Annotated in this window: 12 protein-coding genes; 11 read left to right on the top strand and 1 reads right to left on the bottom strand. The window is 39.9% G+C overall.

The window, feature by feature from the left end; all coding sequences use genetic code 11:
- The 5 genes from K2P83_RS08270 to K2P83_RS08250 form a co-directional block, all read left to right on the top strand.
- On the top strand, window positions 1-1,233 hold a 1,233-nt coding region (locus tag K2P83_RS08270; protein WP_292928130.1), incomplete at its 5' end, for a multicopper oxidase domain-containing protein.
- Between the two features lie 26 nt (window positions 1,234-1,259).
- Window positions 1,260-1,970, top strand: a complete 711-nt coding sequence (locus K2P83_RS08265; protein WP_292928128.1) for a MauE/DoxX family redox-associated membrane protein — start codon at window positions 1,260-1,262, stop codon at window positions 1,968-1,970.
- Between the two features lie 152 nt (window positions 1,971-2,122).
- Window positions 2,123-3,463, top strand: coding sequence for a TolC family protein (locus K2P83_RS08260; RefSeq protein WP_292928126.1), 1,341 nt, complete (start codon window positions 2,123-2,125; stop codon window positions 3,461-3,463).
- Window positions 3,460-4,683, top strand: coding sequence for an efflux RND transporter periplasmic adaptor subunit (locus tag K2P83_RS08255; protein ID WP_292928124.1), 1,224 nt, complete (start codon window positions 3,460-3,462; stop codon window positions 4,681-4,683). The genes K2P83_RS08260 and K2P83_RS08255 overlap by 4 nt, the downstream gene beginning before the upstream one ends.
- Window positions 4,680-7,799: a CusA/CzcA family heavy metal efflux RND transporter gene (locus tag K2P83_RS08250; RefSeq protein ID WP_292928122.1), complete on the top strand. Its 3,120-nt coding sequence runs from the start codon at window positions 4,680-4,682 to the stop codon at window positions 7,797-7,799. The genes K2P83_RS08255 and K2P83_RS08250 overlap by 4 nt, the downstream gene beginning before the upstream one ends.
- Window positions 7,800-7,896: 97 nt before the next feature.
- Here the strand turns inward: K2P83_RS08250 and K2P83_RS08245 are convergent, their stop codons facing one another.
- Window positions 7,897-8,508: a cation diffusion facilitator family transporter gene (locus K2P83_RS08245; RefSeq protein ID WP_292928120.1), complete on the bottom strand. Its 612-nt coding sequence runs from the start codon at window positions 8,506-8,508 to the stop codon at window positions 7,897-7,899.
- 677 nt (window positions 8,509-9,185) lie between these two features.
- On the opposite strand from K2P83_RS08245, the gene K2P83_RS08240 reads away from it, so the two are divergent.
- The 6 genes from K2P83_RS08240 to K2P83_RS08215 all read left to right on the top strand — a co-directional run bounded on the left by K2P83_RS08240 (window position 9,186) and on the right by K2P83_RS08215 (window position 14,817).
- On the top strand, window positions 9,186-9,722 hold the full coding sequence (locus K2P83_RS08240; RefSeq protein WP_292928118.1) for an iron transporter: 537 nt from the start codon (window positions 9,186-9,188) through the stop codon (window positions 9,720-9,722).
- Entirely contained in the window at window positions 9,679-10,047 is a 369-nt protein-coding gene (locus tag K2P83_RS08235) for a cupredoxin domain-containing protein (protein WP_292928116.1), read from the top strand. Before K2P83_RS08240 ends, K2P83_RS08235 begins: the two co-directional genes overlap by 44 nt.
- A 13-nt stretch (window positions 10,048-10,060) precedes the next feature.
- Window positions 10,061-10,918, top strand: coding sequence for an FTR1 family protein (locus K2P83_RS08230; RefSeq protein ID WP_292928114.1), 858 nt, complete (start codon window positions 10,061-10,063; stop codon window positions 10,916-10,918).
- The gene (locus tag K2P83_RS08225) at window positions 10,908-12,293 is read left to right on the top strand and encodes a 4Fe-4S binding protein (protein WP_292928112.1); all 1,386 of its coding nucleotides are present in this window, start codon (window positions 10,908-10,910) and stop codon (window positions 12,291-12,293) included. Before K2P83_RS08230 ends, K2P83_RS08225 begins: the two co-directional genes overlap by 11 nt.
- Before the next feature lie 266 nt (window positions 12,294-12,559).
- Window positions 12,560-13,636, top strand: coding sequence for a DNA-binding protein (locus K2P83_RS08220; RefSeq protein WP_292928110.1), 1,077 nt, complete (start codon window positions 12,560-12,562; stop codon window positions 13,634-13,636).
- A 146-nt stretch (window positions 13,637-13,782) separates the two neighbouring features.
- Window positions 13,783-14,817 (top strand): DNA-binding protein, encoded by a 1,035-nt coding sequence (locus K2P83_RS08215; RefSeq protein ID WP_292928108.1) that lies wholly within the window; start codon window positions 13,783-13,785, stop codon window positions 14,815-14,817.
- Window positions 14,818-15,089 lie beyond the last annotated feature (272 nt).

Here is a 15,089-nt window from a genome sequence, read left to right as displayed (position 1 = left end):
GAATCAACCCTAATAGGGGATAGCATTTCTCCACCCAATTCAAATTGGGCCACTACATCAGGAACAAAATATGAAAATTTAACCGCTGCAGTTGAAACGAATGACCCCAATAAACCGATAGCGGGGGTTATTAACATGGAATTATTTGGTTATATGGATCGATACATTTGGTTTATTAACGGAGTTCCTGAAGATAAGGCGCATCCTATTATCTTAGCACCAGGGAAGCGGTATCGTTTTGTATTTACTAATACTTCAATGATGCATCATCCTATGCATATTCATGGTCATTGGTTTATTTTACGTGAAGGCAAAGGAGCTTATGATCCATTATTGCATACCATTGATGTGCCCCCGGGCGCTACTATCACGGCTGATGTAGATACAGATGCAAGCGGTCAATGGATCTTCCATTGTCATTTGCTGTACCACATGATGTCTGGTATGGCACGCACATTTCAATATTCGACTTTATTAGAAATAACTCAAGATAAAGCTACACCACAAGATATAATTCAACAAACACCCTACCATAATCGACCTATAGTCAGAGTAGATGAAGCCCTACCCATAGATACATCACTCGTTAAGCATCCCATGGCGCATCCAGATAGTTTATGGCTCTCTAATTTTTTAGATATAGGCATAAGTCCCATAGCGAATGATCAAAAAGCTACTTTTAAAGGGTTGTATGGATCAGATTATAATAAATTAGAACTATTTTCCAATGATGCTGAGATTAGAAATGGAACAGTTGAAAGTGCAGACATGGATATTTTTTACTGGCATTTACTGGATCAGTTTTGGGCTATCAAAGGCGGCGCTAATTACGTTTATCGCCCCGCACAAACTCCGTATTGGCAGCCAGGTTTAGGCATAGAAGGTTTAATGCCTTATTTTATTGATACGGATGTTAGGACTTATTATCATGACGGCAGTGAGAAGTTGGATTTGGAGTTATCACGAGACACACAAATTACCAATAATTTCTTTATTAGAGCAGCAGCCCGTAGCATTTTAGCCTCAAAAACAGTTTCAGAAGCTGAAATTGGCAGCGGTTTAAATCAAATGCGTTATATTATACGACCTTATTATCGATTAATGCCTGGGTTAAATATTTTTGCAGAATTTGAGCATGAACAAAATTATGGTACTTTTAAAGATTTGCAAACTGCCGATGGAGAACCCGCCATGCAAAATACCTTAACTGTTGGTCTTGCAGTCGTATTCTAAAGTTAGGCTAATTGGAGCACACAATCATGAATTATAAATTTAATATCCACGGGATAAGCTGCGAAAGTTGTATTAAAAAAATTAGTACTTTGCTAATCAATGAACTGCACGTCTCAGCTTTAAATTTTAGTTCCAACAATACAATAATTGAGTTTGAAAGCACTATTACAATAAATATTAATCAGCTCAATGCCCTATTAAGTAAGATTGGTACTTATACCGTGAGCACAATTAATGAGCTACCCATTGCGGCAAGTATAAAAGATAAACCATCTTATAAGCCAATATATTTGATCTTTTTTTATTTATTATTGACAAACACTATAATTAGTGCAAAAAGCATGCAGTTTGATGGTTTTATGGCAAATTTTATGGCGGCTTTTTTCTTGATATTTTCATTCTTCAAATTATTAGATTTAGATGGTTTTGCTAGCGGCTATTCTGCTTATGACATAATTGCTAAGAAATTCTATCGCTATGGTTATATTTACCCATTTATTGAATTTGGTTTGGGTCTTGGTTATATACTATTTCCGGCTAGCTTATATTTCAATATAGCAGTATTTTTCCTAATGTTTGTGTCGAGCATTGGTGTCATTAAAGCTAAACTTTCAAAACAGAAATTCGATTGTGCTTGTGTCGGCACTTTTTTAAAAGTACCTTTAGGCAGTATTGCGATTATTGAAGACGTATTAATGACAATTCTGGCATTAGCCATGATACTTAAAATAATTTAACTTTTGCAAAGGTTAATGGTGGTTTATCAGGAATAATATAAAGTGAATAGGCTGTTTAAGGGATCAGTTATGAATAACTACGGATGTCGGCAGCTAGCAACGAGTATGAATACTGAGCAAAACATTTTAAAATCGGAGTAAATAGGTGATACATGCAAACTAAGACACAGCGTGGGCTTGTTGCTAGTCTATTGATAAAAAAGTTTATCTCATTCAAGCAGTTGTCGGTTATATTTTATCGCCGATTTGTGGATATTTTCATTTTTGCGGGAATTTTTATTGCGCCGCTGTCTATTTTCGCCAATACACTTAGCCTACCCGAAGCGGAGCATTTAGCACTAACCAATGCGCCCGAGCTACGCAGCTTGCAAGCAAGACTAGAAGCCTTACAACAACAAGCCGTGGCGGATGGTCAATTACCTGACCCACAGCTCACAGTAGGTGCAATCAATGTGCCGACTAATACTTTTAGCTTTAATCAAGACGATATGACTATGGTACAATTTGGACTGCAACAGACCTTTTTACCTGGGCATTCTTTAAAATATAAATCGCAAAAAACAGAAGATTTATCGAAAGCGATGGAGAAAAAGCAACAAGCTGAAAGTTTAGATTTATTACGCAAAGTACGAGAAAGCTGGCTTGAGCTCTATTACTGGACTAATGCGAAACAAATTTTTGATAAAAATATTACATTGTATCAATATTTATTGAAATCAGTTACCTCACAATATAGTGTAGGTAAAGCAACACAATCAGATGTATTAGAAGTGCAATTAGAGTTATCGCGTCTTCAAGATCAACGCATTCAATTTTTGCAACAAATCGATGTCGCACGTGCGGATTTAAGTCGTTGGATTCGCTTAGACGATGCGAGTTGGTCTATAACGCCTACATTACCACAATGGCCAGCACCTCCGCCTTTATCTGCTTTGAGCACACAAATACAACAACATCCCTTGCTAAAGATTGATGCGGAAAATATCAATGCAGCCAAGGATGACGTCAGTTACGCTAAAGAACAATATAAACCGGGGTGGATGCTAGAAGCCGACTATGGCGTTCGCCAAGGTGAGATGCAGAATGGTATGCCGCGGTCTAATATGGTAACGATGCAGGCCACGGTGGATTTACCTTTTTTTACCGGTAAACGACAGAGTAAAGAACTCGCTGCCAGTAATTCGCAATTATTAGCAACCGAGATGGATCAGCAAACACATTATAGAGATTTATCGCAAGAATTACAGCAACAATATGCCACTTGGCAAAGATTGTCAGAGCGCGATGCCTTATATCAAAAACAATTGATCCCTGAATCAACACAAAATGCTAAAGCGGCCTTAGCATCGTATAGCGATGCAAAAACCGATCTCAGTACGGTACTGCGTGCTTATAGCGGCGAGCTGACTGCACAAATGGAATTATTACAAATTCAAATTACTCGTGCTAAAGCCCGTGTTAATTTACTCTATCTGCAAGGGGAAACGAAATGAAGCAACGGCCAATGTTTTTCGCTATCGCTGGTATCCTTATTATTTTCGGGGTGAGTGGATATTATTTAAAAAGTGGTGTCGTGAGCTTGCCCCAAGAGCAAGTGAAACCTTCATACTGGATTGATCCCATGGAGCCGAAAGTGCATTATCCAGGCCCGGGTAAATCGTCTATGGGAATGGAGTTAGTCCCAGTTTATCCCAAAGCGGACAACTCAAATACGCTTCATATTTCACCCGCAGTTGTCCAGAACCTAGGCATACAAACGGCGCTAGTGGTAAAGGGGCCTTTACCCAAACGCATCAACACCGTAGGCTATATCCAATCCAATGAAGATAATATCAGCCATATCCACACTTATGTCGATGGTTGGTTGAGAAAATTAACCGTGAAGGCGACCGGTGAATCAGTACATACAGGACAATTGCTATTTCAACTGTATTCACCTACATTGGTTAATGCGCAATCGGATTATTTGTTGGCATTAAACTCGGGCAATGCAGCGCTTATCAACGCAGCACACAAACAATTACGGGCTTTACAAATCTCAGAACAACAAATCCAGCAACTCACAAAAACCCATCAAGTGAGTCAATTGGTTGATATATATTCACCACAAAATGGCGTCATTATTGCTTTGAATGTGAGAGAAGGTATGCGAGTTACACCAGATCTGGATATTATGAGTCTTTCGGATCTAGCGAATGTGTGGATGATGGCCGAAGTGGATGAAGCCCAAACAAACTGGGTAAAAGTAGGTGCGCCAGTTGAAGCTCGCATTACGGCTTTTCCAGGTAAAATCTGGCAAGGCCGAGTTGATTATGTCTATCCTAGCATCAATATAACCACACGTACCTTACCGGTACGTATTAAATTTGATAATCCTAATTTGGAACTTAAACCCAATATGTATGCTGATGTGTCTATCTTGGTAGAGTCAAACAATCCTGTTGTGAATATCTCTTTAGCGGCATTGATCCGCAATAGCCAGCGTGATCACGTTATCCTTTATTTAGGTGAGGGGCGTTTTCAGGTACAACGCGTTACAGTGGGCATGGAATCGGGAGACCGTGTAGAGATTTTGTCGGGTCTTGCTGTAGGAGACAAAATAGTAACATCCGGACAATTTTTGCTGGATTCAGAGGCTAATTTGAATGCAGGATTACAGCGTTTACAAACACCAGCCAATGCGATGCAAATGGGCACGGAGAAAAATAAATGATCGCCACTGTCATCCGTTGGTCACTACGTAATCGCATTTTAGTATTATTGTTGGCAGGATTACTCGTGTTAGTGGGCATTTATACGATTAAAAACACCGCCGTAGATGCTATTCCTGATTTATCGGATGTACAAGTTATCATTAAAACAGACTATCCGGGCCAGACACCACAGGTAGTTGAAGATCAAGTTACTTACCCTTTGACCACAGCGATGCTGGCGGTGCCTGGCTCTGTGACGGTGCGTGCCGAGTCAGGGTTTGGCGAATCCTATGTCTATGTTATTTTTAAAGATGGCACCGATTTGTATTGGGCGCGGTCAAGGGTGTTGGAATACTTAAGTCAAATGTCGAATCGTTTACCGCCTGAAGCGACTACGGCTTTAGGGCCTGATGCTACCGGTGTTGGTTGGGTTTATGAATATGCTTTAACGGACAAATCGAATCAGTATAATTTGTCACAATTAACCAGCATACAAAATTGGTTTTTAAAATATGAATTGCAAAAAATACCGGGCGTGGCGGAAGTTGCAACCGTGGGCGGTATGGTGCGGCAATATCAAATTACACTGGATCCGAATCGTTTACGTGCCTTTAGTTTGACTTTAGAGCAAGTAAAACAAGCGGTTCAAAATGCGAATCAAGAGGTCGGTGGCGCAGCGCTGGAAATGAGTGAAGCAGAATATATGGTCGATGTTAAAGGCTATCTAAAATCAATTTATGATATTGAGCAAATTCCAGTGGGACTAGGCAAGGATGGTATCCCCATATTAATGAAGGATATTGCTAACGTACAATTAGGACCACAAATGCGTCGAGGCATTGCGGACCTAAATGGTCAGGGTGATGTTACCGGTGGCATTATTGTGATGCGCTATGGGCAAAATGCACTAAAAACGATTGAAGGCGTGAAAACAAAGTTAGCCGCTTTAAAAGCGAGCTTACCTACGGGGGTACACATTGTTGAAACCTATAATCGTGCTACATTGATCCACAAGGCCATCAATACCTTGAGTGATAAGTTGATTGAAGAGTTTATTATTGTGTCACTGATTTGTATTGCCTTTTTATACCATTTTCGCTCGTCTTTGGTCATCATTGTTAGTCTGCCTTTAGGCATTCTTGCTGCTATTATCATCATGCATCTACAAGGGATTAATGCGAATATTATGTCGCTAGGCGGTATTGCTATCGCCATTGGAGCAATGGTGGATGCCGCAATTGTCATGATAGAAAATACGCACAGACACATGGAAAATGCTACTATTACTGATCAGAACCGTTGGCAGGTTATACAGCAAGCAACACTAGAAGTCGGCCCCCCTTTATTCTTTTCTCTATTGATTATTACTTTCAGTTTTTTACCTATTTTTGCTCTGCAGGCACAAGAAGGCAGAATGTTCTCGCCTTTAGCCTATACTAAAACGTATGCTATGGCGGCTGCCGCGGGGTTATCAATTACGTTGGTACCCGTATTGATGGGATATTTAATTCGCGGCCATATCAAACCAGAGCGGCAAAACCCACTGAACCGCGTTCTATATGCACTGTATTATCCAGTCATTCAGACTGTATTAAAAGCACCTAAGGCTGTGCTTGCTATTGCCTTAGGAATAGTTTTGTTGAGTGTATGGCCTGCTTTACATTTGGGCTCTGAGTTTATGCCCACTCTGGATGAAGGCGATTTGATGTATATGCCCACGACCTTTCCGGGATTATCTGCCGGTAAAGCCGCACAAGTTTTGCAGCAAACCGATAAATTGATTTATGCTTTTCCCGAAGTCAAAACGGTATTTGGTAAAATAGGCCATGCCGCCACCGCCACCGATCCGGCACCGCTGTCAATGATGGAAACGACGATTCAATTTAAACCTAGAAACACATGGCCTAAAGGTATGACACCTGAGAAATTACGGGCACAACTGACGACACAATTACAATTGCCAGGCGTGTCTAATGCCTGGGTAATGCCCATCAGCACGCGTATTGATATGTTGGCTACAGGCATTAAAACCCCTGTGGGCATAAAAATTGCCGGACCTGATTTGCAAACCATACAAAGTATAGGCCAACAGTTAGAAACTATTTTACAGCCTCTACCAGGTACTGTGTCAGTATATGCTGAACGTACAGCGAGTGCGCGTTATGTCACTATAGACATCAATCGCAAGGAAGCCGCACGTTATGGTCTTAACATAAAAGATGTTCAGGATATTATTGAAATGGCAGTAGGCGGTATGAATATTACTCAAACGATCGAGGGACGGGAACGTTATCCGGTTAACCTACGCTATCCGCACTATAGTCGAGATTCACTGGAAAAATTACGTCTATTGCCGATTGTGACCAGTGAAGGAGCCAGTATTCCATTGGAAACCATCGCCAAGGTTAATATAACCGAAGGACCTGATATGATCCGCAGCGAAAATGCGCAGCTGAATGGTTGGGTCTATTTGGATATTGCGGGCCGTGACTTGGGCTCTTATGTATATGATGCGCAACAAAGGGTATCACAACAACTCAAATTACCGTCAGGCTATTCCCTGAGCTGGTCTGGTCAGTATGAGTATTTAGCACGTGCTAAGGCGCGGTTAGAAATGGTTGCACCTTTCACGTTGGCCATCATTATTTTCTTGCTGTATCTGAATTTCCGCCGCATTACTGAAGTGGTGATCATTTTAGCGACTTTACCGTTGGGATTAGTCGGTGGTGCCTGGTTGCTTTATCTTTTAGGGTATCACCTATCCGTAGCAGTAGGGGTTGGTTTTATTGCTTTAGCTGGCGTGGCGGTTGAAATCGGGGTGGTGATGTTGGTTTATCTGAACCAAGCATTCAAGAAATACCAACAGCGCGCAGAAGAAAAGGGTTGCCCATTGACAAAAGAGGATATCGCCAATGCCATCATTGATGGTGCCTTATTGCGCTTAAGGCCCATCGCCATGACGGTGTGTGCGGTTGTAGGAGGGTTATTGCCCATTATGTTTTTGGGTGGTACCGGCTCAGAAGTCATGCGCCGTATTGCCGCACCCATGGTAGGTGGCATGATCAGCGCTACTTTATTGACGTTGATGGTTATTCCAGCAGTTTATTTTCTATGGAAGCAAAAAAGCTGTAAATAGTTAATACCTTATTGAAGTTCAGCGCATGTGTATTCAAATCGCACTGGAATACTCACTCTAGGCGCACAAAAAGGGTATTTTTGACTCGATACCACAATTAATGGAATGTTGCACTAGAATCTCCTTTACGGGCATCATTGAGAATTTCAAAAGCTTCTTTAATGATATACAGACCAATAGCAAAACCAATTATTAAATCAGGGAAGCGAGAATCTAGTGCGGCGACCAAAATACCAGAAACAATAACACTTATATTAGCAACAACATCGGCCCGGGTAAATATCCATGTGGCACGCAAATGTGCTTCGCCTTTACGAAACCGGCCCAATAATCGGAGTACGATTGTATTTACGATCAATGAAATGCTTGCAATAATTATCATCGTACTACTTTCTGGAAAACTACCTACCCATACTCGACGTAAGGCCTCAATTAATAAGCTAGCGCCCAGTATTAACAATACCCCGCCACTTATAGTCGCAGCTTTTGCTTTAAATTTGAAACTGCGATTTATTGCCAATAAAGCGATGGTATAAGCGGACGCATCAGCCAACATGTCAAATGAATCTGCAATCAGTCCAGTGGATTGAGCAACTATACCGGCAACCAATCCTACAATAAACATCAGAACATTCAAAGTTAACGCAATTTTTAAAATTTTTCGCTCAGCATTTGTAGTAGCTAGCGGTTGACATCCACAATTATTCATAATTAATCTCTATTAAGTGAGGTTATAGTCTCATAATAACCCATTAGCATTTTCTAATGCAACAAGTTATATCAATTTTCTCTCTCATGTCTACATCCCTATTCTCGACATAGAAGATAACTTATTCAGCTATTTTTTTGTTATAATGTACATCACATTATTACCAGCCACACCAAAAATAGCTGTAATTGCCAATACAATACCGACAAAAATGGCGTATTACCTTTTAGCCGATAGCATTCTGGTAAAGTACAAGTAGGGTCGAACTATATATTTCTCTCTTTATGTATTCCAGAATTTATAAAAATATTAAATAATAATGCCGCTTAATTCATAGCGCCTAGCCGTTGCTCCTGGTTTTTTTTACTGCGCATCTTCCACGTTAGTGTCTTTTTGATATTAAAGAAGGCGTCATTACTCATGGAATAAGGGCAGTGTAGTAATAATCAAAATAAAATAATGAATATAAAAATGTAATCAGTTGATTTTAAAGGATAAATTCTGGATCAAGAATTTTAGAGCAAATTTGTAAGTGGCTCGGCCGAGCCTCTAGATCAACCGCTTATCGGGAATTTCGGTGAATTAAACCAGGGTGTTTACATTCAGGGTATATTTTTACTTGCAAATGAGAATCATTTGCATTTATAATGAGGAACATTTTCTTGTGGAGAGATGCTATGCGTAAAATTATTTACGGACTTATGATGGTTTTTATTGCTAGTAATGCTCTGGCCTTGGAATATCCCATAGGGAAACCTATTATACAAAACGGTATGGAGATAGGGGTTGTTTATTTACAAGCTATTGAAATGGTTCCTAAAGGGATGATGCCGGATCCTAAACAGGCGGATATCCACTTAGAAGCAGATATTCATGCAACACAGAATAATGTCAATGGTTTTGCTGAAGGAGATTGGATCCCTTATTTGGTAATACATTATAAAATTCAAAAAATGAATAGTCATGATAAACCCATTGAAGGTATGTTAATGCCAATGGTGGCAAATGATGGGCCACATTATGGTGATAATGTAAAATTAGATGGTCCAGGAAAATACAATCTTACTTATACTATTATGCCACCTAGTATGGCAACGCCAGTTGAATTTGGTAGACATATTGATAAGGAAACGGGTGTGGCAGAGTGGTTTAAACCATTTGAAACCCATTATGTATTTACTTTCGCTGGTATTGGTAAAAAAGGAGGATATTAAAATAAAAATCATTTTAATATTATTAAGCATAGGTTATTGTGTAATAGCAACAGCACAGGTTCTTCCTACATTTACCTTAACGATGCAAGATGGTAAATTCTTACCCTCCGATGTCTTGCGCGTCCCAACAGGTCAACGCATACGTCTTTTGGTAAATAATAAAGGTTTGTCTGCTGCTGAATTTGAGAGCCCCTCGTTAAGAAAAGAAAAAGTATTAGCCCCAGGCGCTAATTCTTTTCTGATTATTGCGCCATTAGCACCTGGAGAATATGCTTTCTTTGATGATTTTCATCCCAGTGCCAAAGGTGTGCTAATAGCAGAATAAAAAGAGGGTTAACATGTTACAAGTAATGTTCATTATATGGCGAGAAAGCGTAGAAGCTTTATTAATCGTTGGAATTGTGTATAGCTGGCTTAAACAATTAGATGATAGGCATCGTTCTCAAGGAATGCTGTATTTATATATAGGCGTATTTCTGGGTATATTAGCAGCGATTTTTTTAGGCTTGTTACTTTTAAATCTATACTCGTGGTTTCCTGACAACGGGCAAGATTATTTGCAAGCTGTCACGGCGTTTATCGCTGCTATCATGATAGTGTACATGGTATATTGGATGCGAACTCATGCCAGGGCACTCAAAGAAGAAATGCAACATACCTTGCAGAAAAATTATCATTCACGTCGTTGGGGCATAGCGATTACCCTAATGACAGCATTGGCGATCGCGCGTGAGGGCAGTGAAGCTGTAGTGTTTATTTATGCACTCGGTTTTGGTCAACATGGAATAATTTCCATGAGTATGGTATTAGCGTTGATAAGCGGTTTTATCTTGGCAGCATTGACATTTTATTTATTTCAAATAGGACAGCAATTTTTATCCTGGCGCTATTTCTTCAAAATTACGGAAATCCTACTTTTACTATTGGCGGCAGGATTAGTCAATACTTGTGTTGACCATTTGATCTCTCTAGAGATATTACCTGTCATCAAAGATAGAATTTGGGATAGCTCATTTTTACTGAGTGATCAAAGTACCATTGGACGAATCGTAGCAAGCTTAACGGGATATAGAGCACAGCCTGCTTTAATGATACTATTCGTTTATTGCAGTTATTGGGCATTGGTGTATCTCCTATTTAGAAAATCAAAAAAAGGTATTCGTCAGCAACCGGTTAAAAATAGTTATGCTTCTTGAAAAGATTGGACATTGGTTACAGCGAAATGGTAAGCGCATTCGTATATTACAATGGAATATTATTCTTTTTTATGCTATTTTAATTATCGTTCCTGCCTGTTTACCTTTGCCTTCTTCTCAGACACATATTTTAAAAAATTTAACCTTGTTTGCGCAGTTTGCTTTTTGGGGGATCTGGTGGCCTTTTGTTATATTAAGTATTGTGTTATTTGGCCGTATGTGGTGTGGCGTTCTATGTCCAGAAGGTGCTCTTACCGAAATAGCCAGTTCACATGGTTTGGGCCGTCCTATTCCTCGTTGGATGCGCTTTGGTGGTTGGCCTTTTATTGCTTTTGGTGTTACAACTATTTATGGACAAATGATAAGCGTTTATCAATATCCCAAACCGGTACTGTTGATCCTAGGAGGCTCTACACTAGCGGCCATAATTATTGGCTTTATTTATGGCAAATCAAATCGTGTATGGTGTAAGTATTTATGTCCTGTTAATGGAGTTTTCGCTTTATTAGCTAAATTAGCTCCGTTTTGGTATCAATCCAATCAAATTCAGTGGAAACAAGAGCCGCTTGAAACACTTACAGTTAATTGCCCAACCTTATTACCACTTCGTCATATGACAAGCGCGTCTGGCTGTCATATGTGTGGAAAATGCAGTGGTTACAAAAATGCTATTCATTTATCTCCTCGATCACCCAATCAAGAAATTGTAGAACAAAGTCTAAAGAAACAAAATACGTGGGAAAGTATATTCATTATTTATGGGCTATTGGGTATTGCCTTGGGAGCATTTCAGTGGTCTGTTAGCCATTGGCTTCCTCTAATAAAAGAATATTTGGCGACCAAATTGATTGATAATGAAATCATGTGGCCATTCGATACCAATGCCCCGTGGTGGCTTTTTACGAACTACCCCCACCAGCAAGATATTTTTAGTTGGTTAGATGGGTTCTTGGTAATTGGATACATTGTTTTATTTAGTATATGCATGGGTAGTTTTGTTTTTTTACTGCTGTATACCACAACCAGAATAATAGGAAAATTCCAGATAGCGCGCTTTAATCACTTAGCACAAACCCTGATTCCATTAGCTGGGTGTGGCGTTTTTATTGGCTTATTGGCAAATACGATTACTTTATTGCGTAATGAAAACATTATTTTTACCTGGATAACGACGGGGAAATTCATTTTATTGCTACTGTCTACTTTTTGGAGCGGTTATTTGGCTTGGAAAGTAATTCAAAAATACAGTATTTCGATACAGAGTAAAATAACCGCTATCATTTCAATGAGTATTATTTATATAGCAATTAATGGTACGTGGGTGTTTATTTTATTAATATGGTCAGTTAAACCGGATATACGTGTATTGCTTTAATCTTGATGTATTTTAGGTCTGGCCGGAAGTCACGTAAAAAGGGTTGTAACCGAGAAACCTCGGAATTTCCGGATATTTATTAAGCATAACGCCATATTTAGATGTTAAAATGCTATTTTACAGTAACGGTTTTCAGAAGTTAACATATAAGTATTGATAACGGTCCTTATAGATAGTATATTTTGCTCAAAATATTATTTGCATAAATATGGATTAACGTTATAAAATGAAAAACGATAAACGATACAGAAAACGCAGGAGCCTCTATGTCCAGGCCTGGGGTCACTTACCACGAGGTAGCTAGAGCCGCCGCGCAGCTTATTGCTGGTGGGCATGAACCCACCATTGAGCGGTGTCGCATCATTCTGAAGACTGGCAGCAATAGCACCATCGCGGGCCACTTACGTGTTTGGCGTGACAAGCAAGATCTAACCCAACAAATCGCCAGCAAAGAGCATTTGCCAGAAGAGTTGGTTGTGCTAATGAAGGGTTTGTGGGAGCGCGTCATGTCACAAGCTGAAGCAGAAATAGCCACCATAGAAAAGATAGCAATTCAAAACAATGCTGAGCTTAATCAAGAGATAGAGCGGCTACAAAAAGAAAATAATAGATTGTTGCAGAGTGAAGCGGAGTTGAAGCAATCAACCTACGCGTTGACTCAGGAAAAAATCATACTAGAACAAATGCTATCTCCGGCACAGACTACCATTGCAACTTTGCAAACACGGTTAGCTGGTATAGAAGAAAAGTTACGCGAAAAAGAAAACCGCATAAATGAATTGCATAGACAAAACCAACAAATTCAGGTTAATCTAGAGCATTATCGCACCGCCATGGTTGAACAACGCCAAGCCGATAACTTGCGTAATGAAGAAGAGCGGCGGCGATTGGAAAAAGCCATTGAACCTCTAAAACTTGAAAATAAGCGGTTGAGCCAAGAAAAAAATGAATGGGATAAAAAGTTTATTCAACTTCAACACGAGTATCAGGCTACACTGTTGCAAGATAATGATAAGTTTAAAGACTATGAAAATATGGCCTCAGCGCTGAATGAAGTAAAGCGACTACTTGCACAAAAAACTGAAAGCGCTCAGCATTGGGAAGCGCAATGTGAAGCATTATCTATCCAGTCAAAGGCACAAACGGAGAAAATAATGACATTTCAGACGGAAGCGGCGGTGTTAAATGAGCAGCTATCCATGATAAAATCTAAACTGGATGAAACAATGGATCAGAATAAGTTGTTAGCCAATGAAAAATGGATTCTAGGGCAAGAAAAAGCCCAGTTAGCCGGTGAGTTCAAACAATTGCACCAGAATTTCCTAGAAAAAATCGCGGTTTAGCGAAAGAGGTGGATAGGGATTAACTTTAATTTAGAGCTCTAAAAGAGAGCTGTTATTGAACAGGAAGTTGTTCCACGACGAACTAAACCAACATAGTGCGCAAAAAATGTCCGGAAATTTCGACGGTTTACGCCTAGAACCCCGATGTGGTAAAGGTCATCCCTAAATTGCAGGCGGAAGGTAAAGCTATTACCGGCGATAATGTACGTGCGGAGTTGGGCACGGGCAGTAAAAGCACCATTACGCGTTTGTTACGTGAATGGAAGCAACAACAAAGTTTGCCTCTTGATGATAATGGCAGTTTGCCTTCTGAGCTTCTAACTGCGGTAAAAGAGTTATGGCGATTGTTGCAGGCTAAGGCCGATGATATGATAGATGGCTGTAGGGAAGAGTACGATACGGCGCTCGGGGAAATGCAGCAGCAGCTTAACCAATATAAAGCCAAAGATAGTGAATGGCAGAGTAGAGTTCATGTCTTAGAAGAGAAGCTGCATCAACAGACGGAGGACAATAAACGCCTTAATGCTGAACTTATAACCGAACGACAAGAAAAAGTTATGGCTGTTGAGCGTATTGAGTCTTTTCAAGCACGCCATCAGGAAGGTGAGACTGAGAAAGAACGTTTGCATCAGCTGTTAAAGCATGTCCAGGATAATCTGGAGCACTACCAGACAGCGACACAGCAATTGCGGCTAGAACAAGACATGATTATGGAAAAACAGCGGGTAGCGTATGAGCAAAGGTTATTGCAGCTCCAGGAAAGGGTAGAGCTAATCACACGGGAAAAAACTTTCCTGGAAGCGCGTTGTGCTGGCTTAGATAGAGACTATCATGCCTCATTGGCTCGAGAGGCTGTAGTGACTGAAGAAGCCGCCAAGCTACGGCAAGAGTATATTGCTTTAAAGGCTAATTATGATACACTTGAACAAAATTTGGCTGCTAGTTCTGAGGAGCTTTTTGCTCAGCGCCAAGCAATGGAAACTAAAAGCCATGAATTGGTTGAATGCCAGCTAAGGCTCGGAATGGCTGAAGATAATCTGGGTTCTTTGCAAAAAGCCTTTTCTGCAGCAGAAGATAAAATTACTGCCTTAAGAGCTGAGTATCAGTTTATTTCGCATGAGAAGGCAAATTTGCAAGGGCAGATTAAGCAATTGCAAACAGTATTAGAAGCTACAGTTTGATAAAAGTGACATTTACTATGAGGTAAATGATAATATAATAGACAAAGTTGTTATTGATGATGACGCTCAAAACAGGATGAAGAAGCTATGTCGTAAGTATAAAATGCCCTCAGATAAGATTAATAGGTTTAATCACATTGTTAATCTTTGGAACTTAAAAGGATTCACTCAGTTTTCTTTGACTGCTGTCGGTATAGCTATTGGGCGCGCTTATTTGGAACAAGAAGGACTTGGTAATTATGACATTAATATTTGGATAAATTAAAATTTTT

It is taken from the genome of Nitrosomonas sp. (assembly GCF_019752415.1).
Classification (GTDB): domain Bacteria; phylum Pseudomonadota; class Gammaproteobacteria; order Burkholderiales; family Nitrosomonadaceae; genus Nitrosomonas.
Note: the sequence above shows the minus strand (reverse complement) of the source record. Positions and strands in the feature narration are given on the sequence as shown.